This window comes from Bacillus sp. ABP14 (genome assembly GCF_001831375.1).
Lineage (GTDB): Bacteria > Bacillota > Bacilli > Bacillales > Bacillaceae_G > Bacillus_A > Bacillus_A paranthracis.
In genome coordinates this window covers 2,569,960-2,594,774 of sequence record NZ_CP017016.1, presented here as the reverse complement: position 1 = coordinate 2,594,774, position 24,815 = coordinate 2,569,960, and the positions used below count along the sequence as shown (strand labels likewise).

Here is a 24,815-nt window from a genome sequence, read left to right as displayed (position 1 = left end):
ACAAGAAATGAAATATATTTTCACTGCGGTGTATGCATAACACACACATACATCGTTACAAGATTGTCTCTTGTTATTCTTTTACATCGAAGCCCACATTACACTACGAATTATAACAAGAAGGGGACAGGAACATGAAGAATCAATTTTTAAAACAACTACAAAACATGAAAATGAACAAAAAAAGTCTAGGAGCTGTTGCATTAACAGCTGGAATTATTGGCACGACACTTATTCCTCAAAACGCATACGCGCACGGTTTTGTTGAAAAGCCGAGCAGCCGATCTGCTTTATGTAGTCCAACTTATGGTGCACTAAATGTAAACTGCGGAAGTGTTATGTATGAACCACAAAGTTTGGAAGCTCCAAAAGGGTTCCCGCAAACTGGCCCAGTTGATGGTCAAATCGCTTCTGCAGGTGGTAAGTTTGGTGGTATTTTAGATCAACAAACTGCCGATCGTTGGTTTAAAAATACAATTACAGGCGGGGAAAATACATTTACGTGGAAATATACAGCGCCTCACTTAACGAGCAAATGGCATTACTATATTACAAAAAAAGGATGGAATCCAAATAAAGCGCTCACAAGAGCAGATTTTGAACCAATTGGAACTGTGCAACATGATGGTTCTGCAGCCTCAAATCATTTAACTCACAAAATCAATGTACCTACTGATAGAAGTGGGTATCATGTAATTTTAGCAGTATGGGATGTAGCTGATACTGCAAATGCATTTTATAATGTAATTGATGTTAATCTCATCAATGATGTGAAACCAGATACAGAAGCTCCAAGTATTCCAAATGGAATTCAGGCACAAAAAATAACAGCGAATAGTATAGAACTAGCTTGGAACGCTTCTACGGATAATATAGGGGTAAAAGGATATCAAATTTTCCGTAACGGAGAGATGGTTGATACAGCAACAGGAACTCATTTTATTGATAAAAAATTACAACCAAGTACAGAATACTCTTATACTGTAAAAGCAATTGACACAGCTGGAAATGTATCGAAAGAAAGTGCAACGCTTACAGTGAAAACAACAGTTGAGGCTCCTGATACAGAAGCACCAACACAACCAAAAGGATTACATAGTATGGGAACGACAGCGTCAAGTGTGGATTTAATGTGGAGTCCTTCTGACGATAATATTGGTGTAGACCATTACGATATTTATAGAGAAACAAAAGGATCAATGGAAAAAATTGCAACATCCAATACGACTTCTTATATGGATAAATATTTACTCTCTAATACTACTTATAAATATGTAGTGAAAGCTGTTGATGTAGCTGGAAATGAATCTGTACAGAGTGATATATTCATAATTACTACAAAAACTGAAAGCGTTTCATATGAAGAATGGGATGCAAAGAAAGCATATGAAAAGGGAGATAAAGTTCTACACGAGGGAAAAGTATATGAAGCAGTCCAAAGTTATAAAGGAAATGGGGATCCAAACTGGATTTATGCCTTATCATTATGGAAAACAGTGTAAGATTTACCTTGGTATGAACTAAGAGATAATGGGCTTTGATGCAAAAGGACATCTTGAGAATTCATTTTTCTATAAATAAAAAAGGGCAGTATATGAATACATAAAGTAGTTTCATATACTGCCTTTTTTATTATGATAACATTTTCGTCATAAGTATATGCGGAATGCCATCTTCCATAAATACATCAGAAGAGGTTTGATAACCTAGTTTTTTATAAAATCCTTCAGCCTGTGTTTGACCGTGTAGTTTTACTTTTGTAGATTCTTTTTCACGAGCAATTTCTTCTAACGTTTGAATAATTACTTTTCCTAAACCGTATTTACGATAGTCTTTTAAAATACAAATACGTTCTAATTTTCCAGTTCCATCAACAAATCGTATGCGACCTGTACCAACAGGAAGATTGTTATAATAAACTAAAATATGTTTACATTTCTCCCCGATTTCATCAAACATATCGAATTCATCTTCAAGTGGAACATTTTGTTCTTTTACAAATACTTCTTTTCGAATATGAAAGGCAGTTTCTAAATCTGTAAGTTCTGTTATGAGTTTGGAGTGCAAATTGTTCAATCCTTTCTAGTGTGATGTGCTTTTGTTTTCATAGTATATCATAATGTTACGTAATAACGAGAAAATATAAAAAAGCTGACTGTAAGAGTCAGCGTTCATTATAATTCCTGTATCCCGTTTTTTGTTCCAATAATCGCCTTACTAGTCATATTAACAAACAATCCGGTTTCAACTACACCAGTAATCATTTTTAATCTTTTGTGTAAATCGGAAGGAGTAGGTATATGATTAGGGAATATACAATCGATAATCATGTTATTATTATCGGTTATAAACGTTTCATTATTTTTTAAGCGTAACGTTGTTTGACATCCTAAAGATTGAATTTTACTTTCGGTTTGTTTCCATGCAAAAGGTATGATTTCAATAGGTAATGGAAAAGTCCCTAAACGTGTCACAACTTTTGATTCATCAACGATAATGATAAGTTCTTTCGAGGAGGAGGCTACAATTTTCTCGCGAAGTAATGCACCACCGCCTCCTTTAATAAGCTGTAAATTAGAATCAATTTCATCAGCTCCATCAATTGTAAGATCAAGACTTTGTACGTCGTTTAACGAAATCAACGGAATATTTAGCTGCTGTGCCAACGCTTCCGTTTCCTTTGATGTCGGGACAGCTTGAATTGATAATCCCTTTTTTACACGTTGACCTAATTTTTGTATCGTCCAGTATGCGGTTGATCCTGTACCAAGTCCAACTTTCATGCCATCTTTTACAAAGTTAGCAGCATATTCACCAGCTATCTGTTTTAAATCCATCGCTTTACTCCGCCGGACGTGGTCCAGCATCAAGACCTGAACTTTCAGCTGTAAGTACTGGACGAACTACTATATCCTTATGTACACGCATTTGACAAGATAATCGTAAATGATCTTCAATTCCTTTTTCTGTCATCGCATTTTTTTCATTCGCACTCGCTTCACAAAAATCACCGGCTATAATTTCTACTCTACAAGTTGTGCAACGTGCTTTTCCGCCGCAACGATGGAGTATGTTTACACCGTTATCTTCAATTGCTAATACTAATTTTGTGCCTTCTTTTACATCAAAAGTTCCCGCACCTTCAATTGTTAATTTTGGCAAATTTGTTCCTCCTCACGTAAAATTGTACATAACATATTTATGACCGCGAATTATTGAACATAAACATAATTTTTTTATATGCCCCGTAACTTTTTTATTTGTTGAATCGTTAATTAAGTAAGCGCTGAAAAGGAGTGGTTATTTTGTGCACAAAAGTAACTCATATTTTGAAAAATCATATCGATATGAATCATTCAAATATAACTTTTTTAATTGAGCAATACGGAGAGTTGAAAAGATACTGTACATTTTTAACGAAAAATAAATGGGATGGCGAAGATCTTGCCCAAGAAACAGTTTGTAAAGTACTTCAAAAATATAGTAATAAAGATATTTGTATGACGCTCGTATATAAAATAGCTAGAAATCGTTGGTTAGATCAAATAAAGTCAAAATCAGTTCATGAAAAAATAAGAGACCAAATTACTTTTGAAGAACCCCATGAAAAAATTGCAGATTTGCATGAAATGGTAGGGAAAGTATTATCTTCATTAACTGTACAGCAATCCGCAATTTTATTATTAAAAGATGTTTTTCAATATAGTATCGCTGATATTGCTAAAGTATGTTCCGTATCGGAAGGGGCAGTAAAAGCTTCTTTGTTTCGGAGTAGAAATAGGTTGAAAACTGTAAGTGAAGAAGGGGTAGAGATAGTTGAATTCACAGACGATATGGAAGTTGTAGTAACGTCTATTCGAGAAGAGAGACCGGAATTATTAACGAAACTGCTTCCAACAATAGATTTTACTAAGTTACCATCTAAACAGCCAGTCTTATTATTTAATGTGAAACAACCTTCTTCCTACAGTTGTATGCTTTTAGCAGCATAACAATTATTGGAGGGATTTAAAATGAATGCAATTCCATATGTTGTAGAACAAACGAAATTAGGAGAACGTTCCTATGATATATACTCAAGGTTATTAAAAGACCGTATTGTTATTATCGGTTCAGAAATAAATGATCAAGTAGCGAGTAGTGTCGTAGCTCAATTATTATTTTTAGAAGCAGAAGATGCAGAGAAAGATATATTTTTATACATTAATAGCCCAGGCGGATCAACGACAGCAGGTTTTGCCATATTGGATACGATGAATTTAATCAAACCAGACGTGCAAACGCTATGCATGGGCTTTGCAGCATCATTTGGTGCATTGCTATTATTATCAGGTGCAAAAGGAAAACGGTTTGCACTCCCGAATAGTGAAATTATGATTCATCAGCCGCTTGGTGGTGCACAAGGGCAAGCAACGGAAATTGAAATCACAGCAAAAAGAATTTTAAAGTTAAAACATGATATTAATAAAATGATTGCAGAAAAAACAGGGCAACCGATTGAAAGAGTAGCACATGATACAGAAAGAGATTATTTTATGACTGCAGAAGAAGCGAAGGCATATGGGATTGTAGATGATGTTGTTACGAAAAAATAGCAGAAAGCAGGCTAGAGAATAAAGTATATTCTCTAGCCTGTTTTATTAATCTTTTATCCATTCATCGACTAACGCTTGATTCTTTTTAATCCATTTTCGCGCCGCTTCTTCGGGATCTTTCGTTTTATTTAACTCGACCATTAATGTACCAAGCTGTTCATCGTTCATTTTCCATTTATCAAAGTATTTTATGATATCCGGATGATCTTTTTCGAAACCTTTACGAACGGAGTAATAAATGTCATCTTTTTCACCATATACTTTCTTAGGGTCTTTTAAATATTTTAAGTTAAATTCTGAAAAACCCCAATGTGGATTCCAAAGCGTAACAGCGATTGGTTTCTTTTTCGTATATGCTTTTTTTAGTTCACTCATCAAAGCAGCTTCAGAAGACTGGACAAGTTTTAGCTTTATATCATATTCCTTCATCGCTTTATTCGTTAAATTCATAAGACTGCTGCCAGGTTCAATTCCGACAATTTTATTATCTAGTTCATCTTTATGTGCATTTAGATCTTCAATGCTGTTTATGTTTTTCACATAAGAAGGGACAACTAAACCTAGTCCGGTTCCTTCATACCATTTTGATTTTAAGACAATATCATCTTTATAACGATCATTTAGTGGTTTATCCGTAACGGGTAGCCATACTTCTAAATTAGCATCAACATCACCGCGAGCAACACCAGTCCAAATTGCCGCTTTTTCTAAATACATGAGTTCAACTTTGTAGCCTTTTTGTTCTAGTAGTACCTTCCACATATTTGCAGTTGCAATGTTTTCTTTCCAACTTGTTACACCTAGTTTAATTTTTCCTTTCGAATTTGCATTTGTTGCATTACATGAAGAGAAAATCATAGTAATAAATAATGCAAGGCATATGAGCCATATTTTCTTTCTCATTAAAAACCTCCTAAGAAACGTTTGCTTTTTAAATAAATGTATAAGTAAGCATTCTTATTATGAACGGAAAAAAGAATTTTAAAGAAATCTTATAAATGTTATTTTTATGTAATATTTCTTTGCAAAATCGCAACACTATGTGAATAGATGGGTAGAAAAGGAGTAGTGACATGGATAATACAAAGGTACGTGTTGAAAACGTAACAAAAGTATTTGGGAAACACCCGCAAAGAGCGCTTACCTTATTAAAAGAAGGAAAAAGTAAATCGGAAATTTTGAAAGAGACAGGAATGAACGTTGGCGTAAAAAAGGCGACGTTCGAAGTATATACGGGAGAAATTTTCGTTATTATGGGATTGTCTGGTAGCGGGAAATCAACATTAGTTCGTATGTTAAACCAACTGATTAGACCAACAGCGGGGCATATATACATAGATGGAGAGGATATCGCAACGATGGGAAAAGAAGAGTTGCGAAGAGTGAGAAGAACGAAGATGAGCATGGTGTTTCAGAAATTCGCTCTATTCCCTCATCGTACCGTTTTGCAAAATGTTGCATATGGGTTGGAAATACAAGGAGTTCCAGTAGAGGAACGAGAGAGAAAAGCGTTAGAGTCCTTGAAGTTAGTTGGATTAGACCATCATAAAGATAATTATCCAAGTCAACTGAGTGGTGGTATGCAACAGCGTGTCGGCATTGCGAGAGCGCTTACAAATAATCCGGATGTTTTACTTATGGATGAGTCATTTAGTGCATTAGATCCACTGATTCGAAAAGAAATGCAAGATGAACTGTTAGAATTACAAGATAAAATGGAAAAAACAATTATTTTTATTACGCATGATTTAGATGAAGCCCTTCGAATTGGTGATCGAATTGCGTTAATGAAAGATGGAGAAGTTGTCCAAATTGGAACGCCAGAAGAAATTATGATGAGTCCTGCGAATGAATTTGTAGAGAAATTCGTGGCGGATGTGAATTTAGGAAAAGTAATAACGGCGGAATCTATATTAAAACGACCAGAGACGTTATTAATTGACCGTGGACCACGTGTAGCACTTCAAATTATGAGAAATGCCGGCGTTTCTACAGTGTATGTTGTTAACAAAAAATATGAGTTTTTAGGAATATTAACGGCAGATGATGCGAGTAAAGCAGTACAAAAGCAATGGCCGATTGCTGATTTATTACTTACCGATATTCCGCACGTGTATTTAGATACTTTACTGGAAGAAACTTATGCGAAAATGGCGGAGATGAAATATCCGTTACCAGTAATTGATGAGAAGAAAAGGCTAAGAGGAATTATTAAACGTGAAAGTGTCATTCAAGCTCTTGCAGGTAATATTGAAGAAGAGGTGAAAGACGATGAATAGTATACCACGTATTCCTTTAGGGGAATGGGTCGACTCATTTGTTGCAAGTTTATATGAGCACTTTGAAGGCTTATTCCGAGGATTCTCTTATATTATCGGCGGATTCGTTGATTTACTCACTAATTTTTTAACAATAATACCGGCCATATTGATGATTATTATTTTGTGTTTCCTCATTTGGTACACAACGAGAAAAGTATCTTTAGTTATTTTTACACTCATCGGATTATTATTTATTTTGAATATTAACTACTGGGCACAGACGATGCAGACATTAGCTCTTGTACTTACATCTGTTATTATTTCAATTATTGTAGGTATCCCAATTGGCATTTTAGCTTCGCAAAATGAACGGTTTTCAAAATTTTTAAAACCAACGTTAGATTTTATGCAAACAATGCCGGCTTTCGTATATCTTATTCCCGCGATTACATTTTTCGGAGTAGGAGTAGTACCTGGGATTATTGCATCGGTAATCTTTGCAATGCCACCGACAATTCGTTTTACTGACTTAGGAATTAGACAAGTTCCAGAAGATTTAATAGAAGCAGCGAATGCGTTTGGCTCTACCGCATCACAAAAATTATTTAAAGTACAATTACCACTCGCAACTGGAACGATCATGGCTGGTGTGAACCAAAGTATTATGCTCTCTTTATCAATGGTAGTAACAGCATCGCTTGTAGGAGCTCCAGGTCTTGGAGTTGATGTATACCGCTCTGTGACACAAGTTAATATCGGGATGGGATTTGAAGCGGGACTAGCCATTGTTGTCATTGCGATTATATTAGATCGTATTACACAAGGATTTCACCAAAAAAGAAGATAACAAGAAAACACACTTTATTATACAAAGTGTGTTTTTTGTTTGAATAGATTATATTCGAACGATAACAGAACCGTCAGCTGACGCAAAAACTTGTTTTTTTATTTCATTGATTTAATTCTTCGATGAATAACGATATGTTTGTTTAATAGCGACTTGAAAATCTCTTCTTAAGAAGAGGATTATGTGGTGGAAAAGTATAAGTAATAAAGTACATTTTTTGGAAATTATTAAGTGGAATAGCGAATATATTAGGAGACAGTGACTTCATGTAAATAGATATTATTTTGGAAGAAATTATGAGAGGAGATGCTATTTTGTCTAAAAAGAAAAAAAGCAATGATGCCTTGGCAATAGGCGTCGGTATAGGGGTTGTAATCGGTGTAGTACAAGGTTATTTTACAAATAATTTAGTAATCGGAATTGTGATTGGGATTGTAATTGGAGTTGTGGTTTTGAAGAAAAAATGAGGTGTAAATTCAATTCAAAATTGTTGCATTAAAAGAATGAATTTTCGGAATATAAATCCTGTTTTTCCTTTTTTTATGATATTATATATATAAAGGTTGATGGTGCAGATATTAATAAACAATCGTTTGCGAAAAACATTCAGAAAAAGTGTATTGGTTACAAAATGCTTGCTATCATCGGCCAAATTGCATATTGGACTGGTGTACGATATGAAGATTCAGTAGAAATAAAAAAATATGCGAAAGTATATGGTGAGTGAATATGCATACAACAAATAATAGACAATATTCATGGGTTGGAAGTAGAGAAATGTGCTTAGACGAAATTTCGATAAAGCAATATGGTGAAATCGTAATTGGTAAATACGGCGGGAATATAAGTGCCGGAGCAAAAAAGAATGAAGATGGTGCGTTAGTTTGGTCAAATGGTGATTGGGAATTTGCAGCTATATTAGATGGACATAATAGTGCAGAAAGTGTTGATTTAGTAGTAAATACAATTCAAAAAGAATATGAAAATATAAAAGAAATGATGAATGAATCAATTGATATAGTATTTCGATCTATTGAAAATCATATTCTTACTATCTTTCAATCTTCTTCATTTAAGGAAAAGTGTCAAAGAATTAAAGGTGAAACAGCTTGCTTACTATGTGTAAGAAAAGAAAATTATATATGGTGGCTATCTATTGGAGACTGTTTAGTGTATGTATTTCATGATGAATTACACAAATTAGGACAATACGCACTAAATCAACGTCATTTTTACGAATGGATTGGTAACGTAAATACTTTTGATTTACCTGTTCCGTGCTATTCATCAGGGATTCGTGAATTACGTAATGGAAAGAATCGAATTGTAATGGTGACAGATGGAGTATTAGAATGCGGGGAACGTCGGTATGAAACTCCTGTAAATCTGTATAGTGATATGAATAGAAATAATATAAAACTTGAAGAAAGTGTTCATCATGTATTAGAGCACGTTCATCATCAATTCGGACGCGACAGTGCGACAATTATTAGTTGGGACATTGATAATAAAGGAAAGGCTACTTATCCGAGTGATCAGCCAGATAAAAAGTAAAGGAGGAGACATCACTGTTTTTAGTTAAAGGAATTTTATTAATAGTATGGATCATATTCTTAGTTGTTTTGGAAAAAGTAGTGAGAAAAAAATTAAATATACCGAAACAAACAGACTGGAATAGTAAATATGTAAACAACGCTCATAAATGGGGCACTAGGGCTCTTATCGTTTCTTATATAATTGTTACGCTGATATGTGCTACTTTAAATCCTATTTATATTAGTAATTTACCCATTTTATTTTTAATAACCTTATACTGCTTTCAATCATATATGGAATGGAAATTTGATAAAGAATCGAGGGAATATGTCATTTCTTTCGGAACGGTTCCGTTATTAATAATAACAGGAATTATGCTTAATCTTTTCTTTTATAGATATTGGATTTAATTATATATGGAATGAATGGGGAGACAAAATGAAAATGCCTAGATTACGTGCTGAAGCAATGATTGTAAATAAAGATCATTCTAAAGTACTAGTACAATGTGATTTAAGTGAAACATTTTATCGTTTTCCAGGAGGCTCTATTGAATTTGGTGAACCAGCAAAAGAAGCGATAATACGAGAATTAATGGAAGAATACGATTTGAAAATTGATGTCCAAGAGCTAGCTGTTGTAAATGAGCATATTTTCGAGTGGAACAACGAAAAAGGACATCATTGTACATTGATACATTGGGGAACTGTTCAAGAGATGGTTACAAATGAAATAAGGCATAAAGAACATGAGAATATTATATTAATATGGAAGAGCATAGAGGAATTAAAGGAGAAGCCAACATATCCTGAAGGAATTGTAAGTTATTTAGAAGAGAATAACCATAATATAGTCCACTTTGTTTCTAAAAATATATAAAGTAATTGGAGGGATAACAATGGATACCTCTACAATTTTAATTATTATTATTGGACTGGGTATAGGTGGTTACTTTTTAGAACAGTTTTTAAGAAGAAAATTAAATATGGAGAAAAGAGGCTTCTTTGGTTATAAGCATGTGAATAGTTTACATGTAAAATTAGAAATAGGTCTTATTATTATTTATGTAATAAGTAGTTGTTATTATATGTTTAAATTTGAAAACGCTAAAATGGCTTATGTCATGTTCACTTATTTAGGGATATCATGGACTTTAAGAGCATGGATGGAATGGAAATATGATAGAAAATCAAAAGAATATATACTTTCGATAACGGGAATGGTTTCTTTTATATTGATGCTCTCGATACTATTTTATTTCGTTCCACCTGCTGTATAATTAAAAATTTGATTATAAATAATGAGATAACTAATAAATAAGAAACCATTTACTGCTAAATGGTTTCTTATTCAATTTAAACATTTAATTTCGCTAATACAGATTTAATGAAATTTGTTTTATCCTCTGCATATTGATGTTTATCATTAGGATTAGCTTGTGAAAGTTGAATCTTTAATTGTTCATACTGTATACGAGCAGTTTTATTGTCTATTAAGTAATCTCGAAATTGTAATTGTTCTATTAAATGTTTATTCCTTTGTTCATACATATGAATTTGATGAGTTCTTGGTTCACCTTTATTAAAATAATATCTTTCGGGTAATATATCCTTTCTATATTTATAATTTAATAGTTCTAACTTTTGAATACATTTTAAACCGTCTTTATAATCTTCTAGTTCGATTGCAATATCAATAATTGGCTTTGCACTTAAATGTGGAATAGAAGTACTACCAATATGGTGTATCGCTAAAATATGTTCGCCAATTTGTTCCTCAATGAATTGTTTCTCCTTTATAAATTCAATTGCCCACTCTTCAGTCCACGGAACTAAAAACACTTTACCATAGGGTAAACCTAACATTTAATTTGCACCTCTTTCAAAATGATTTTCAAAAAGTCTATTACATTTTCTTAAAGGTTCTCAATACAAGGTACTCCCACAATCTCCAAGGAAGGATCTTCTTCGCAAAGATCATAAATTTTACACCTTTTCCAATTGGGTATCGTAATGTTGTGCGCTTAGCTTCAGCAATATCAACGATTTTTTTAGCAACATCTATCGGATTACCAAATGTATCACTGCCGCTATTAATATGTTTTTGTATTTTATCCATATATTCTTTGTAAGGAGAAGATGTATCAGATTGGTTTGTAGCTAGTTGTTTACCAACTTCCCAAATATTTGTGTTATAAGAACCTGGTTCTATTAAAGCAACATCTATTCCAAAAGGTTTCACTTCTAAACGAAGGGATTCACTCCATCCTTCTAATGCATATTTGGAAGAAACGTAAGGAGATAGACCAGGGAATCCAACTTGACCACTAATGCTGCTTATATTAATAATTTTTCCGCTTTGTTGTTCTCTCATATAAGGTAAAACAAGCTGAGTAATTGATATAGCTCCAAAAAAGTTCGTTTCAAATTGTTTACGGTATTCCTCTACTGGAATTTCTTCTACAAAGCCACCATTTGCATATCCTGCATTATTAATGAGGAGGTCCACTTTGTTTATTTCTTTTAAAAATAATTGAAAGTTATGTAAAGAGTTTTGATCGGTTACATCTAATTGTTGAACTTTTATGTTTTGCTGTAAGTTGAGTTGAGTAACTTGAGATAATAAGTTTCCTTGTTTTTCAAGGTTTCTCATTGTTGCGATAACTAAATAATCTTTTTTTGCGAGTTCGAGTGTAGTTAATAGTCCGAATCCACTTGAAGCTCCTGTAATAACCGCGATTTGTTTATTCATTTTCTGCCAGCTTTCTTTTTCTTTTATCATAACGAGTTATGATAAGAAAATCTATTATTCTTACAATTTCTTTGAAAGCTATTCATGTTAATTCTATATTCTATGGTTTTTAAAGAGGGAATTATACGGACTTATCGTATATAGAGAAGTGAGTATGAATACGTTTATGAAATGAGGGAAGAGAGATGGCCCATGTGAAAGATGTATTAGCAGATCAGTTATTAGCGAATGCAAACGATCCTAGTTGGTATATTCCGTTTTCAGAAGCAGTTAAGGGTTTATCTGAGAGGGAAGCTTTCTGGAAACCGAATGACGAGAGTAACAGTATAGCTGAAATTGTACAACACTTACTGTATTGGAACTCAACGTGGCAAACTAGATACAAAGAATCAAATGTGAATGCTGTGCCTGCTATCGGAGATAATAACAAAAGTTTTATGCTTTCAAATAATCAAACTTTCGATGAATTACGAGAAAAACTACTAGAGAAACTGTTACTATGGCAAAATCTCATAAATGAAGAAAAGGTTGAAAGCGATGTAGTGGGATTTCCTGTTTCTGCAAAGTGGTGGGAAGTGCTAGCCAATGTAACTACTCATAATGCATATCATATCGGTCAAATTATTTACATCCGAAAATTACAGAAGAGTTTTGATGGTGAATAAGATAATAATTTTCAAATTAGGTGAACAAAAGTGGACAAAACGAGACTAATGTCTCATTTTGTCCACTTTTTTATTTTCAACATAGAGAGAAAACCTATTAAATCAAGGATTGGAAATTGGCACGGTACTTGCTATATAAAAGATGAACAAGAAAATAGGAGGGCTGAACATGTTAAAAACAACTGAAAGTAAAGGGAATGGAATTACGAAAGAACAAGCTCGTTGGATGTATGAAAAAATGTTAGAGATTCGTAAGTTTGAAGATAAGGTACATGAATTATTCGCGCAAGGCGTTCTGCCAGGTTTCGTTCATTTATACGCAGGTGAAGAAGCGGTAGCAGTTGGTGTATGTGCTCACTTAACGGATAGTGACAGTATTACAAGTACGCATAGAGGCCATGGGCATTGTATCGCAAAAGGTTGTGATTTAAACGGTATGATGGCTGAACTTTTCGGGAAAGCGACAGGATTATGTAAAGGTAAAGGCGGATCCATGCATATTGCTGATTTAGATAAAGGAATGCTTGGTGCAAATGGTATTGTAGGCGGTGGTTTCCCGCTTGCTTGCGGCTCGGCATTAACAGCTAAATATAAAGGAACAAAAGATGTAAGTGTTTGTTTCTTCGGTGATGGAGCAAATAATGAAGGTACGTTTCATGAAGGGGTTAACTTAGCGGCGATTTGGAAGTTACCAGTTATTTTTATCGCTGAAAATAACGGTTACGGTGAAGCAACGACATTTGAATATGCTTCAAGTTGTGATTCTATTGCGGATCGTGCAAAAGCTTATAACATTCCAGGTGTTCAAGTGGATGGAAAAGATCTGCTAGCTGTATATAAAGTTGCTGAAGAAGCAGTAGAACGTGCGCGTAATGGCGGTGGTCCAACAATAATTGAATGTATGACATATCGTAATTACGGTCATTTCGAAGGTGAAGCACAAACGTATAAAACTTCAGAAGAAAAAGAAGAACATTTAAATGAAAAAGATGCGATTGTGAATTTCCGTAAGCATTTAATTCATGAAGCTTTATTAACTGAATCTGAGCTTGTAGATATGGAAAAGGCAGTAGATGAAGCGGTTCAAAAATCAATTGAATTTAGTGAAAATAGTCCATATCCAGAGGATGAAGAGTTATTAAAAGATGTATACGTTTCTTACAAATAAGAGGAGGGTGAAAAATAATGACTAGAACAGTAAGTATGTCAACTGCAATTAATGAAGCGATGAAAATCTCAATGCGTCGTGATGAAAACGTAATTTTAATAGGAGAAGACGTTGCAGGTGGTGCACAAGTTGATCACTTGCAAGATGATGAAGCGTGGGGCGGTGTTCTTGGTGTTACGAAAGGCCTTGTACAAGAATTTGGCCGAAATCGTATTTTAGATACACCAATTTCAGAAGCGGGTTACATGGGAGCAGCAATGGCAGCTGCGGCAACAGGACTACGTCCGATTGCTGAATTAATGTTTAATGATTTTATCGGTAGTTGTCTTGATCAAGTATTAAACCAAGGTGCAAAGTTCCGCTATATGTTCGGTGGTAAAGCGAAAGTGCCAGTTACAGTACGTACGATGCATGGTGCAGGTTTTAGCGCAGCTGCACAACATTCACAAAGTTTGTATGCGTTATTTACGAGCATTCCAGGTATAAAAGTTGTCGTTCCTTCTACTCCATATGACGCAAAAGGCTTATTATTAGCGGCAATTGAAGATGATGACCCAGTAATCTTCTTTGAAGATAAAACGCTTTACAATATGAAAGGTGAAGTGCCGGAAGGGTATTATACAATTCCATTAGGTAAAGCTGATATAAAACGTGAAGGTTCTGATGTAACAATCGTCGCCATTGGAAAACAAGTTCATACAGCACTTGTAGCTGCTGAGCAATTATCGAAAAAAGGACTTGAAGTAGAAGTAATTGATCCACGTTCTTTATCACCACTGGATGAAGATACGATTTTAGCATCAGTTGAAAAAACAAATCGCCTTATTGTTATTGATGAAGCAAATCCAAGATGTAGTATCGCAACGGATATTGCGGCAATTGTAGCGGATAAAGGATTCGATTTGTTAGATGCACCAATTAAACGAATTACAGCACCACATACACCAGTTCCGTTCTCGCCACCACTTGAAAAGTTATATTTGCCAACGCCGGAAAAAGTAATTGAAACTGTATCAGAAATGATCGGAGACCAATCTTTATTACATGTGTAATAAAACGATGAGAAGGGAGAGAGAAGCATGGCTGTAGAAGTTGTAATGCCGAAGTTAGGTATGGCGATGAAAGAAGGTATTATTACGAGCTGGAATATTAAAGCAGGCGATCATGTATCAAAAGGTGAACTAATTGCTAGTATTAATTCGGAAAAAATCGAAACTGAAATAGAAGCACCAGCGGATGGAACTGTTCTTGATATAGCTGTAAGTGAAGATGAGGGAGTTCCACCTGGCACTGTCATTTGCTATATCGGTAAGCTGAACGAAAAAGTAGAAATCAATGAAAGTATAAATGTTGTAGAAGAAAAAGCACCTAATCTAGAGCCTAAAAAGGTCCAACATCCAGAACCATATGCGAAAGAAGTGGCGAAGAAAAGAATCAAAATTTCACCTGTAGCGAAGAAAATTGCAAAGTCTGAAAATCTAGATATCAAAGCATTAGTTGGTACAGGCCCTGGCGGAAGGATTACAAAAGTAGACGTATTAAAAGCGATTGAAGAAAGAGTAACAATTCCAGAAGTACTTGAACAAGAAGAAAGTAAAGTAATTCCTGTTACTGGTATGCGGAAAGCAATCGCAAACCGTATGCATGCAAGTTTACAAAATAGTGCGCAATTAACATTAACGATGAAAGTAGATGTTACAGATTTAGTTGCTTTACATAAAGAAATAGCGTCAGTTGTACAAAAACGATACGATAACAAACTAACTATTACGGATTTCGTTTCTCGTGCTGTTGTATTAGCGCTTGGAGAGCATAAAGAAATGAACAGTGCTTATATGGATGATACAATTCATCAATTTGAACATGTTCATTTAGGCATGGCAGTCGCATTAGAAAAAGGATTAGTCGTTCCAGCTATTCGCTTTGCTAATAATCTATCTTTAGTAGAGTTATCTAAACAAATTAAAAACGTTGCACAAAAAGCAAGAGAAGGTAGTTTAAGTAGTGATGATATGCAAGGGACAACCTTTACAATTAGTAATTTAGGTAGCTTTGGAATTGAATATTTTACGCCAGTATTAAATACACCTGAAACTGGTATTTTAGGTGTAGGTGCAATTGAACATGTTCCAGTATATAAAGGGAAGAAAATAAAAAAAGGCAGTATGTTACCTTTAAGTTTAACATTCGATCATCGTGTATTAGATGGTGCACCAGCAGCTGCATTTTTACGCACAATTAAACGTTATTTAGAAGAACCTGTAACAATTCTTTTATAAAGAGAAGGTGAGAGAATGAGTAAACTAGTCGTTATTGGTGGCGGACCTGCTGGCTATGTAGCGGCAATTACCGCAGCTCAAAATGGAAAAGATGTCACTCTTATTGATGAAGCTGATCTTGGCGGGACTTGTTTAAATGTTGGGTGCATGCCTACAAAATCATTGTTAGAAAGTGCAGAAGTGCATGACATTGTGAGAAAAGCGAATCATTATGGAGTTACACTCAATAATGGAAGTATATCAATTGATTGGAAGCAAATGCAGGCGAGGAAATCACAAATCGTAACGCAGCTCGTTCAAGGAATCCAATATTTAATGAAGAAAAATAAAATAAAAGTTATACAAGGTAAAGCAAACTTTGAAACGGATCATCGTGTTCGAGTTACAAACGGTAATAAAGAAGATGTAGTAGATGGAGATCAGTTCATTATAGCGACAGGCTCAGAACCGACTGCATTACCCTTTGCTCCATTTGACGGAAAGTGGATTTTAAATAGCAGCCATGCAATGTCCATAGATTATATACCAAAATCATTATTAATCGTTGGCGGTGGTGTAATAGGGTGCGAGTTTGCAAGTATTTATAGTCGCCTTGGAACAAAAGTTACGATTGTTGAAATGGCACCGCAATTATTACCAGGTGAAGATGAAGATATCTCACACATTTTAAGAGGGAAACTAGAAAATGATGGTGTAGAAATATTTACAGGAGCAGCTTTAAAAGGATTAAATAATTATAAGAAGCAGGCTTCATTTGAATATGAAGGAAGTATCCAAGAAGTTAATCCAGAATTTGTTCTCGTTTCTGTCGGCCGAAAACCACGTGTACAACAATTAAATTTAGAAAAAGCAGGCATTCAATATTCAAATAAAGGAATTTCTGTGAATGAACATATGCAAACCAATGTATCACATATTTATGCAGCAGGCGATGTGATTGGTGGAATCCAGCTTGCTCACGTTGCCTTCCATGAAGGAACGACGGCAGCATTACACGCGAGTGGAGAAGATGTAAAAGTAAACTACCATGCTGTACCTCGCTGTATTTATACCGCTCCAGAAATTGCTAGTGTCGGTTTAACAGAAAAAGATGCAAGAGAGCAGTACGGTGACATACAAATTGGAGAATTTCCTTTTACAGCAAATGGAAAAGCGCTTATTATTGGAGAACAAACGGGGAAAGTAAAAGTTATTGTGGAACCTAAATATCAAGAAATTGTTGGAATTTCTATTATTGGTCCTCGTGCAACAGAACTAATTGGTCAAGGAACTGTAATGATTCATACGGAAGTTACTGCCGATATTATGAGAGATTATATTGCAGCGCATCCAACTTTATCTGAAGCGATTCATGAAGCTTTATTGCAAGCGGTAGGACATGCTGTACATGCTTAGATGGAAATATAATAAACCACTATTCTCTAAATGAATAAGAGAATAGTGGTTTGAATTTTTACAGAAAAAAATTGAATATCCTATTATTTTTTTACGTCAATCGCTGAAGTAATATCGTTCCAATCAGCAGCTAAATTAGCAGTTTTGCCGTACCAATCCGCATGTTTGAATACAACACCTTTTCCATAGCCTTGTGTTGAAGTATGCTCCCAAAGTGTCGTTGAATAACTTGCTGAAGGTGATGCTGTACTTACAGAGGAAATTCTGTCGTTCCAGCTAGATGGTAAGTTTTTAAAGCCGCTGCTCCAGTAAATATATTGGCCACCTTTATCTTTATGTTCATAAAAATCAGTACTACCAGCACCGCTACCTAAAGGATTAATTTTATTTTTAAGTACTTTTTTATCCTTTTCAATATAAGCATCTAATGTTTCGCGGCTAGTAAAACCATAAGCTAGCCAATCTCCATTTTCATTTTGCTCTGGTAATACCATAGTAATTTGGATGTCTTTCTTATCTTGATCACTTAATTTTGTAAGAGAATTAACATTCTGTTCATCCACTTTTAAATAATCAAAAGACTTAATTGTGTTACCTTTTTCTTCAGCACTTGCTACTCCTAGTCCTCCAGTTAATGCAAATCCCGCTACTAATGTACCTGCTACTAATTTCTTCAACATATAACCATCCCTTTTTGTTTAGATTTTTGTACAGGTGAATCTTTGTACTAGTAAAATGTATTCTAATTATCAACTATTGTAAATATTCTGAAGTTTTAGAAATAAAAGGCGGAATATTTACAGTTTTGCATTTTTTCTTTAGAAAAAATAGTTATTGGAATGATATAATAAATAGATATATCGCTTTTGTTGGATGTTGAAATGTTTTAGGAGGGAAGCTGAAGAAGTAACGATTTGTGCAAAAGATGTATTGCTGGAGATAGATTACTAGTAAACTTGATTACTTTACAAACAAAAAAACAGTCGTATTTGACTGTTTTTTATTTAATTGCTAAATTATCAAGTTTCCAATATGTATCTGTTAACGGCGCGGCTTTGCTATCTATGAATAAATACATATTATTTAAATCTTTTGGTGAAGTTTTCATATTAAATACAATGTCGGTAGTTAAAGAAAACTCAGATGGAACCTTTTTAGCATTTTCATTTTGTATAACTTCACCTTCGTATTTTTTACCCGTTTTTTCATCTTTTATGAAATATTTTATTTCTGAAAGATCTATCGTTTGTCCGTTAGCACGAGCGTTATTTATAGTAACACGAGCTGTGAGACGCCACTCTTTGTCTATTTTTTCGAATTTAGCATTTTCAACAGTTGCTCTATAGTATTCATTTTTAACTATTTCACCATAGTGCATTGCATTCTTTTCAAGAGCGCTCTTTTCTTGTTTCGGTGCAGTATTCCCACTACATCCTGCCATAAGTCCTGTAAATAATAATGCTGTACAAGTTACTTTCATTATAGATTTCATAATAATTCCTTTCTGTGTTAAAAAGTAAAACATAGGAATAATTTTACATGAATAGGAAAGGAAAAGAAAGCATATTTGCAGAATATGCAAATATGCATTTATTTTGTTGCCAAGTTAATGGAATAGAAAGAGGGAGAAAGCTGAATAAAACAGAGTAAACAAGAATTAAAAATATTGTAACACGGAAGAGACATGCATATAATTAAAATAAAGATAAAGTTTCAGAATCTTCAATGACGGCGGTGGATACATGTTTACTGAAGAGCGCAGAGAGAAAATTTTAGAATTACTTAAGAAAAACGGAAGGGTAATTGCTAAAGATCTTGCGGAAAGTTTCGATATGTCTATTGATTCTATAAGAAGAGATTTGTCTATTATGGAGAAGGATGGCTTGTTAAAAAGAACACATGGAGGTGCAATCGAACTTACTAGAGTAAGAAATTTAACTGCTGAACCATCGAAATGTTATCGTGATAGTTCACTAGGTGAAGAAGCGATTGCGAAAGTTGCTGCATCCTACATACAAGAAGGAGATTCCGTTTTTATTGGCGGAGCTTCTATCTATTATGCCATGTTAAAATATTTACCTGAAACATCATTTACAGTGATTACGAATGCTTTAGAAATTGCTAGTAAGTTAAGGGAGTATAAGAATGTAGAAACATATTTAATTGGTGGAAAGGTGAAATCATCAGGAAATATGACAGATACACTTGCCTCTGAAATGATCAATAGATTGTCTATTGATTTGTATTTCTCTACAGGTGGCGGCATTTCATTGGATGGTATAAGTACTGCCACGCCGGAAGTTGCTTATTTTGGAAAAACAGTAAGTAAAATTGCCAGAAGAAATATTTGTTTAGCTCCGCATACTAAACTTGGAAGAGATTGCTTTATAAAAGGAGAGTCACTGAGAGAAATTGAACTTATAATAACAGATGAAGGAGCTCCTAAAGAAATAATTCAACAATTTGAGAAACAAGGCAAAGAAATTTTGATAGCATCAATAGATTGCATTTAAAAGGAGTTTAAAATGATTATAAAAGAACAAGAGTTTCATATAAATGGATTAACTTACACAATTCGTTCAGCAGCTGAAACGGATGCGGAGCAATTATCGAAGATTAGAGTTCAGATTGATGGCGAAACTGAAAATATGGATAGAGAAGCTGGAGAGGGATTTATAGATAAAATAGGTTTTCAAAAAATAATAAAAGCAGATAGTGAAGAGGTGAAGAATCTCTTTTTAGTTGCAGAAGTGCACAACCAAATCGTAGGGTTTTCAAGATGTGAAGGGTCAAATTTGAAAAGATTATCCCATAAAGTAGAGTTTGGCGTTTGTATTTTAAAAGAGTTTTGGGGATATGGAATCGGGAAGAGTCTCATGCAACAATCTATTCATTGGGCTGATGAAAATGAGATTAAAAAGATATCATTACAAGTATTAGAGACAAACGAAAAAGCCATTCAGCTATATAAAAAATTAGGTTTTGAAGTAGAAGGTATTTTAAAAAATGATAAAAGGCTGTCGGATGGGAAGTATTATAATACGGTTGTAATGGGAAGGTGTATTTGAGTCTGTTCATTAAAGAGGTGGAAATGTATGTTTTATAGAAGAAAGTACTATATAGTAAAAAATGAATTTATTAAAATTTTTAATGATCATTTCAATCATACGAACTTACCTAATCAGTTAAAGCATGGCTCTAGGCTAATAGGACGCTGGATGAAAGATAATAAGAATGGTACGACCGAAGTGTTTGCCATATGGGAATATGATAGTTATGAACAGTATAAAGAAATAGAATCAAAGATTAGAAATGACGAGAAGCATATTAGAAAAATACATGAATGGTATGAAAAACATGGCGGAAGAGAATATGTTTTACAGGAGTACATAGTAGAGATGAAAAATGAAGAGTTAGTATGTACTGTAAAGTGATAGAGAGGTGAGGGATAATGGGAATGAAAACAAAATTATATTTTAGTGTAGCATCCACAATTTTATTTGCAATAGCCGTGATTGTTTTCTTTATAAATGGCAATCCACAAAAGTGGTTTTGGTTATGTATTTTCTTTGCTTCCATTATACAAAATATAGTGCTACTAAAAAAGAATAAAGAAGTGCATTAAGATATTCAAATTATTAACATATTTGTGTCGTCTTTCTAGTTTTGTTGAAAACGCTTTTATTCAGTTTTATAATAAAAGTATGTTTTTTACAGATCTCCAAAACAATGAATAGGGAGATGATACAATGCTAGCTTCACCGTTTTACTTACATACATGGAAAAAGTTTGTTGATGAAGGTGTCCTTGATTCGAACCGTATAAATGAAAGAATTTCAGAGTCATGGTATCGATGTAAACAAGCAAATGTGAATCCTCATATGAATAAAGGTCAGAAAATTTTGTCTTCTAATGTTTTTCAAGACCAAAAGAAAAAGAGTGAAATCTTCCTAGATATAGCAATACCTCAAATACAAAATATGAGAAAAACCATTGATGAACTGCAAATGATGGCATTATTAATTGATCCAGATGGTTACGTTCTATCGTTAAGTGGAAATGAACAAACGTTAAAACGAGCGAAACATATTAACTTCATTGAAGGTGTGAAATGGACGGAAGCAGCTGTTGGTACAAATGCGATAGGAACAGCGCTTGAGATTGAAGAGGCTATTATGATAAGTGGTACAGAGCATTATTCTGTCGCATCTCATAGCTGGAGCTGTGCGGCTGCTCCCATTCATAATGATGACGGGAAATTAATTGGAATTCTAGATTTCTCTTGTCCCATTGAATTTTCCCATCCGTATATGCTCGGGATGGTAACTTCGATTGCACATGCGATTGAACGTGAATGTAGTATTCGAGTGCATCAAAATGAACTGCAGTTAATCCATCGTTTTTTAGATGTAATTGATAGTGATGAACAAGTTGTAATTTGTAATCATCGTGATGTTATCGTTTCTGCAAGCAAGAAGGTTCGAGAACGAGTTTCTAATTGGTCACGAATGAAACTTGAAGATCTAATGCAAAATGGATTGAAATCTAAATTAGAGGTACCAGTATATAGTAATGATAGAATGATCGGGAAATGTATTTATGTAAAGGAAAATAAACAAGGAAATTTATTTTCAACTGTCCCACTTATAAACGGAATTACTTTCCCTGGAGTTATTGGGACGAGCAGTGCATTTCAACATACTTTAGAAGAAATTAAGCTTGTATCTCCTACTGACGCTAGTGTATATGTTTGTGGTGAAACAGGTGTAGGGAAAGAATATGTAGCGAGAGCGATTCATGAAAATAGTCCAAGAAAAAATGGTCCTTTTATAGCTGTTAACTGCGGTTCATTACCGAAAGAATTAATGGAAAGTGAATTGTTCGGTTATGCTGAAGGAGCGTTTACAGGTGCACGGCGCCAAGGATATAAAGGGAAATTCGAACAAGCAGACGGAGGAACAATATTTTTAGATGAAATTGGTGAAGTGCCACCAGAGATGCAAGTAGCATTATTGCGTGTTTTACAAGAACGAACAGTAACCCCAATTGGCAGTTCAAAAGAGGTGCCAGTAAATATCCGTATTATCACTGCGACGCATAAAGATTTATTGCGATTAGTAGAAGAAGGGAAATTTCGTCAAGATTTATATTATCGCTTACATGTTTATCCGCTATATGTTCCATCATTAATAGAAAGAAAAGAGGATATTCCGTACTTCATACAACATTTTTGTGAACGAAAGAATTGGAATATTGTATTACCGAAGAGTATTTGTAATCAGTTTTCACAGCATACATGGCCCGGAAATATTCGAGAATTATTAAATGTATTAGAACGCATCTACATTTTGTCGCAAGGACGAGAAATATGCGAAAAACAAATCTCTTTTTTATTACAAACAGTGATGGGAAATCAACCTCATTTTGAATTGCAAGCAGAAAATAAAACAGAGAAAACATTAAATTTCCGTGAAAAAATACAGCGTGATAGCATGATTGAAGCGTTAGAAAAGACAAATGGAAATGTTTCATTAGCTGCAAAACTTTTAGATGTACCTCGAAGTACATTTTATAAACGAATGCAAAAATATAAGTTATAAAGTAGATTTTTGTAATCTACTTTTTCTTTGTGGGCTCATGTTCTGTCGGAATGTGCGCTTACCGGGGAAATAATAGAATAGTTAGAAAGTATTTTCCGGAAGGGGGCTTACTATGAAGTATATTGAAATCGGCTTCGGAAATAAGTGGTTTGTTCGAACAGAAACCGAAAATAAAGATGGAACTGAATTTGAGGAAAGAGGAATTATAAAACCTATTTATTTTGAGTCACTGTATGTACGAATGTGGTTTCGGAAAACGTGTTTAATTTTTGATACGAAAGAAGGGTTTAAAAAGGTTAAAAAGAGTAGATTTGAATATAAATTTATTTTTGGGATTGTAAGTAGGCTAAATAAAGAAAAAGTGTGCTAACATAAGTCGTTATATTGGCTAGGAAATTCTTTGGACCTATATCAAATTCATAAAAAGCAATTTTGTAAATATAAATTGTTAAGAAAGTCGCTAAGGAAACTTAGTGGCTTCTTTTATAGGAGGGATTTACGTATGAATAGAATCTTAACGATTTTACTTGCAATTATTGTAATGGGGTATGTCATTTATAGCTGGAATGATGCTTCAAAACAGAGTGTGCTAATGTTACAAACGCTTTTAGGATGTATGTTAGTTAGTATGGGGGTGCAAAATTTTAAAAATAAAGAAAAAGAAAATAGGAGTGTAGGAGTTGCTGTACTACTTGTTTCTTTATTTTTAATTGTTGTATCGTTTATAAAATATTTTAAATGATTTTTTTATTACAATAAGCACTCTCACATTAAAAATAAAAATTCTACTTGTATTTCACTATATAAAATATGGCATAATGATTGAGTTAATATAGAATTGGATAGGGTATTTGAGAGGGGCAGTTTAATGAGTTTCGCACTAGAAATAGTAATAAAAGCACCAATTGATGTAGTTTGTGACTATATTGTAGAAGATGAAAAAATAAAAGAATGGAATACGTTTATAATAGAAAATCGTTATCCTTCAAATATGGATAAAGAGAATCCATGTGTAGGAGATACATATATCTCTGTTCAAAAAGTCGGTAAGAAAATAATTGAAGCAGAAGTAGAAATTCTTGAATACGATGCACCCTATATTATTTCACTTGGCAGTGAAATGAAGCAAGGTTATTCGGCAATGACTTATATGTTAGAAGAAGATGAAGAGGGTACAGCACTTACATTAATTTCAGAATATGAACCTAGTAATCTTTACTATAAAATTATGTATAAGTTAACAGGCTGGATTTCACGAGGTTTAACTATGGAACAAATTGAGCGTCTAGCAGAATGTGTAGAAGCTGCTTATCATAAAGAAGATTAATATTAAAGACATGTATTAAGGTAAAAGCGTTACTCAATCTCATGAGTAACGCTTTTACTGTTTATAGATTTTTTATTGAAAACCTCAATAGCTTTTTCATACATTTCTTTATCAATACAAAATCTTTCTGTTATCCAATAATTAAGTTCAGAAGATGTAAGGCTTTGTTCTCTTTTCTTACCTTTTTCCCAGTCAATTATTTTAGTAGGAGTTTCCCACTTTATTTTTTCTTGATGAGATTTAATAAGCTCATTTAAAAACTTTAAGCTAGTAGGTTGATTTGTAGTACCTAAAAATGATAGAAATTTATTTACTAGTTTTTCTTGAGACATTTTCTAATCCTTTCTATATAGAAATCGTTTTTGGTATTATTATACAATAGATATCAGAA

At 33.9% G+C, this 24,815-nt stretch carries 32 protein-coding genes; 23 read left to right on the top strand and 9 right to left on the bottom strand.

The window, feature by feature from the left end; genetic code table 11:
- Window positions 1–134 precede the first annotated feature (134 nt).
- Window positions 135–1,502 carry a lytic polysaccharide monooxygenase gene (locus tag BGI23_RS13450; RefSeq protein ID WP_070806217.1) on the top strand — a complete coding sequence of 456 codons (1,368 nt, stop codon included), beginning with the start codon at window positions 135–137 and terminating at the stop codon, window positions 1,500–1,502.
- Window positions 1,503–1,632: 130 nt separating this feature from the next.
- Here the strand turns inward: BGI23_RS13450 and BGI23_RS13445 are convergent, their stop codons facing one another.
- The 3 genes from BGI23_RS13445 to BGI23_RS13435 form a co-directional block, all read right to left on the bottom strand.
- Entirely contained in the window at window positions 1,633–2,067 is a 435-nt protein-coding gene (locus BGI23_RS13445; RefSeq protein WP_000555718.1) for a GNAT family N-acetyltransferase, read from the bottom strand.
- Between the two features lie 107 nt (window positions 2,068–2,174).
- Window positions 2,175–2,837 (bottom strand): ribose 5-phosphate isomerase A, encoded by a 663-nt coding sequence (gene rpiA / locus BGI23_RS13440; protein ID WP_070806216.1) that lies wholly within the window; start codon window positions 2,835–2,837, stop codon window positions 2,175–2,177.
- 4 nt (window positions 2,838–2,841) lie between these two features.
- Window positions 2,842–3,162, bottom strand: coding sequence for a 2Fe-2S iron-sulfur cluster-binding protein (locus tag BGI23_RS13435; protein WP_001125377.1), 321 nt, complete (start codon window positions 3,160–3,162; stop codon window positions 2,842–2,844).
- Between the two features lie 143 nt (window positions 3,163–3,305).
- On the opposite strand from BGI23_RS13435, the gene BGI23_RS13430 reads away from it, so the two are divergent.
- Window positions 3,306–3,992 carry an RNA polymerase subunit sigma-70 gene (locus BGI23_RS13430; RefSeq protein WP_070806215.1) on the top strand — a complete coding sequence of 229 codons (687 nt, stop codon included), beginning with the start codon at window positions 3,306–3,308 and terminating at the stop codon, window positions 3,990–3,992.
- 21 nt (window positions 3,993–4,013) lie between these two features.
- Entirely contained in the window at window positions 4,014–4,595 is a 582-nt protein-coding gene (gene clpP / locus BGI23_RS13425) for an ATP-dependent Clp endopeptidase proteolytic subunit ClpP (protein ID WP_000991625.1), read from the top strand.
- Window positions 4,596–4,640: 45 nt separating this feature from the next.
- Here the strand turns inward: clpP and BGI23_RS13420 are convergent, their stop codons facing one another.
- Window positions 4,641–5,498 carry a glycine betaine ABC transporter substrate-binding protein gene (locus tag BGI23_RS13420; protein WP_070806214.1) on the bottom strand — a complete coding sequence of 286 codons (858 nt, stop codon included), beginning with the start codon at window positions 5,496–5,498 and terminating at the stop codon, window positions 4,641–4,643.
- Window positions 5,499–5,668: 170 nt separating this feature from the next.
- Here BGI23_RS13420 and BGI23_RS13415 point away from each other — a divergent pair, with 170 nt between their 5' ends.
- The 7 genes from BGI23_RS13415 to BGI23_RS13385 all read left to right on the top strand — a co-directional run bounded on the left by BGI23_RS13415 (window position 5,669) and on the right by BGI23_RS13385 (window position 10,518).
- Complete coding sequence (locus tag BGI23_RS13415) at window positions 5,669–6,874, top strand: quaternary amine ABC transporter ATP-binding protein (protein WP_000370624.1); 1,206 nt, start codon at window positions 5,669–5,671, stop codon at window positions 6,872–6,874.
- Window positions 6,867–7,703, top strand: a complete 837-nt coding sequence (locus BGI23_RS13410) for an ABC transporter permease (protein ID WP_001084762.1) — start codon at window positions 6,867–6,869, stop codon at window positions 7,701–7,703. The genes BGI23_RS13415 and BGI23_RS13410 overlap by 8 nt, the downstream gene beginning before the upstream one ends.
- 296 nt (window positions 7,704–7,999) lie before the next feature.
- On the top strand, window positions 8,000–8,170 hold the full coding sequence (locus BGI23_RS13405; protein WP_001992228.1) for a glycine zipper domain-containing protein: 171 nt from the start codon (window positions 8,000–8,002) through the stop codon (window positions 8,168–8,170).
- Window positions 8,171–8,432: 262 nt separating this feature from the next.
- The gene (locus BGI23_RS13400; protein ID WP_070806213.1) at window positions 8,433–9,257 is read left to right on the top strand and encodes a PP2C family serine/threonine-protein phosphatase; all 825 of its coding nucleotides are present in this window, start codon (window positions 8,433–8,435) and stop codon (window positions 9,255–9,257) included.
- A gap of 68 nt (window positions 9,258–9,325) precedes the next feature.
- The gene (locus BGI23_RS13395; RefSeq protein ID WP_083322723.1) at window positions 9,326–9,649 is read left to right on the top strand and encodes a DUF4181 domain-containing protein; all 324 of its coding nucleotides are present in this window, start codon (window positions 9,326–9,328) and stop codon (window positions 9,647–9,649) included.
- A gap of 28 nt (window positions 9,650–9,677) precedes the next feature.
- Window positions 9,678–10,118: an NUDIX domain-containing protein gene (locus BGI23_RS13390; RefSeq protein WP_070806212.1), complete on the top strand. Its 441-nt coding sequence runs from the start codon at window positions 9,678–9,680 to the stop codon at window positions 10,116–10,118.
- Window positions 10,119–10,137: 19 nt separating this feature from the next.
- Window positions 10,138–10,518, top strand: coding sequence for a DUF4181 domain-containing protein (locus BGI23_RS13385; protein WP_000381562.1), 381 nt, complete (start codon window positions 10,138–10,140; stop codon window positions 10,516–10,518).
- A gap of 76 nt (window positions 10,519–10,594) precedes the next feature.
- On the opposite strand, the gene BGI23_RS13380 is transcribed toward BGI23_RS13385, so the two are convergent.
- Together BGI23_RS13380 and BGI23_RS13375 are read right to left on the bottom strand one after the other, a co-directional pair.
- Complete coding sequence (locus BGI23_RS13380) at window positions 10,595–11,104, bottom strand: GrpB family protein (protein ID WP_070806211.1); 510 nt, start codon at window positions 11,102–11,104, stop codon at window positions 10,595–10,597.
- Window positions 11,105–11,144: 40 nt separating this feature from the next.
- Window positions 11,145–11,990: an oxidoreductase gene (locus BGI23_RS13375; protein WP_070806210.1), complete on the bottom strand. Its 846-nt coding sequence runs from the start codon at window positions 11,988–11,990 to the stop codon at window positions 11,145–11,147.
- Window positions 11,991–12,175: 185 nt separating this feature from the next.
- On the opposite strand from BGI23_RS13375, the gene BGI23_RS13370 reads away from it, so the two are divergent.
- From BGI23_RS13370 to lpdA, 5 genes are all read left to right on the top strand, one after another.
- Window positions 12,176–12,655: a DinB family protein gene (locus BGI23_RS13370; protein WP_070806209.1), complete on the top strand. Its 480-nt coding sequence runs from the start codon at window positions 12,176–12,178 to the stop codon at window positions 12,653–12,655.
- Window positions 12,656–12,824: 169 nt separating this feature from the next.
- Complete coding sequence (gene acoA, locus BGI23_RS13365; RefSeq protein ID WP_070806208.1) at window positions 12,825–13,823, top strand: acetoin:2,6-dichlorophenolindophenol oxidoreductase subunit alpha; 999 nt, start codon at window positions 12,825–12,827, stop codon at window positions 13,821–13,823.
- A 17-nt stretch (window positions 13,824–13,840) separates the two neighbouring features.
- Complete coding sequence (acoB, locus tag BGI23_RS13360) at window positions 13,841–14,875, top strand: acetoin:2,6-dichlorophenolindophenol oxidoreductase subunit beta (RefSeq protein ID WP_070806207.1); 1,035 nt, start codon at window positions 13,841–13,843, stop codon at window positions 14,873–14,875.
- Between the two features lie 27 nt (window positions 14,876–14,902).
- Window positions 14,903–16,102, top strand: a complete 1,200-nt coding sequence (locus BGI23_RS13355) for a dihydrolipoamide acetyltransferase family protein (protein ID WP_070806206.1) — start codon at window positions 14,903–14,905, stop codon at window positions 16,100–16,102.
- A gap of 15 nt (window positions 16,103–16,117) precedes the next feature.
- Window positions 16,118–17,497: a dihydrolipoyl dehydrogenase gene (gene lpdA, locus BGI23_RS13350; protein WP_070806205.1), complete on the top strand. Its 1,380-nt coding sequence runs from the start codon at window positions 16,118–16,120 to the stop codon at window positions 17,495–17,497.
- Between the two features lie 83 nt (window positions 17,498–17,580).
- Here lpdA and BGI23_RS13345 read toward each other — a convergent pair whose 3' ends face one another.
- Entirely contained in the window at window positions 17,581–18,177 is a 597-nt protein-coding gene (locus tag BGI23_RS13345) for a hypothetical protein (protein ID WP_000914447.1), read from the bottom strand.
- Between the two features lie 320 nt (window positions 18,178–18,497).
- A complete protein-coding gene (locus tag BGI23_RS13340; protein ID WP_070806204.1) occupies window positions 18,498–18,989 on the bottom strand; it encodes a hypothetical protein in 492 nt (163 codons plus the stop codon).
- Window positions 18,990–19,239: 250 nt separating this feature from the next.
- On the opposite strand from BGI23_RS13340, the gene BGI23_RS13335 reads away from it, so the two are divergent.
- The 8 genes from BGI23_RS13335 (at window position 19,240) to BGI23_RS13300 (ending at window position 24,424) form a co-directional block, all read left to right on the top strand.
- Window positions 19,240–20,010, top strand: a complete 771-nt coding sequence (locus BGI23_RS13335) for a DeoR/GlpR family DNA-binding transcription regulator (protein ID WP_070806203.1) — start codon at window positions 19,240–19,242, stop codon at window positions 20,008–20,010.
- A 12-nt stretch (window positions 20,011–20,022) separates the two neighbouring features.
- The gene (locus BGI23_RS13330) at window positions 20,023–20,565 is read left to right on the top strand and encodes a GNAT family N-acetyltransferase (protein ID WP_070806202.1); all 543 of its coding nucleotides are present in this window, start codon (window positions 20,023–20,025) and stop codon (window positions 20,563–20,565) included.
- A 27-nt stretch (window positions 20,566–20,592) separates the two neighbouring features.
- Window positions 20,593–20,931, top strand: a complete 339-nt coding sequence (locus tag BGI23_RS13325; protein WP_000499968.1) for an NIPSNAP family protein — start codon at window positions 20,593–20,595, stop codon at window positions 20,929–20,931.
- 17 nt (window positions 20,932–20,948) lie between these two features.
- Window positions 20,949–21,122 (top strand): hypothetical protein, encoded by a 174-nt coding sequence (locus BGI23_RS28440; RefSeq protein ID WP_000525553.1) that lies wholly within the window; start codon window positions 20,949–20,951, stop codon window positions 21,120–21,122.
- Between the two features lie 124 nt (window positions 21,123–21,246).
- A complete protein-coding gene (locus BGI23_RS13315; protein WP_070806201.1) occupies window positions 21,247–23,097 on the top strand; it encodes a sigma-54-dependent Fis family transcriptional regulator in 1,851 nt (616 codons plus the stop codon).
- Between the two features lie 112 nt (window positions 23,098–23,209).
- The gene (locus tag BGI23_RS13310) at window positions 23,210–23,467 is read left to right on the top strand and encodes a DUF3977 family protein (protein ID WP_070806200.1); all 258 of its coding nucleotides are present in this window, start codon (window positions 23,210–23,212) and stop codon (window positions 23,465–23,467) included.
- Between the two features lie 132 nt (window positions 23,468–23,599).
- Window positions 23,600–23,839, top strand: a complete 240-nt coding sequence (locus BGI23_RS13305) for a YczI family protein (protein ID WP_070806199.1) — start codon at window positions 23,600–23,602, stop codon at window positions 23,837–23,839.
- A gap of 126 nt (window positions 23,840–23,965) precedes the next feature.
- Window positions 23,966–24,424, top strand: a complete 459-nt coding sequence (locus BGI23_RS13300) for an SRPBCC family protein (RefSeq protein ID WP_070806198.1) — start codon at window positions 23,966–23,968, stop codon at window positions 24,422–24,424.
- A 29-nt stretch (window positions 24,425–24,453) separates the two neighbouring features.
- On the opposite strand, the gene BGI23_RS13295 is transcribed toward BGI23_RS13300, so the two are convergent.
- Window positions 24,454–24,756, bottom strand: coding sequence for a hypothetical protein (locus tag BGI23_RS13295; protein ID WP_070806197.1), 303 nt, complete (start codon window positions 24,754–24,756; stop codon window positions 24,454–24,456).
- Between the last annotated feature and the right edge of the window lie 59 nt (window positions 24,757–24,815).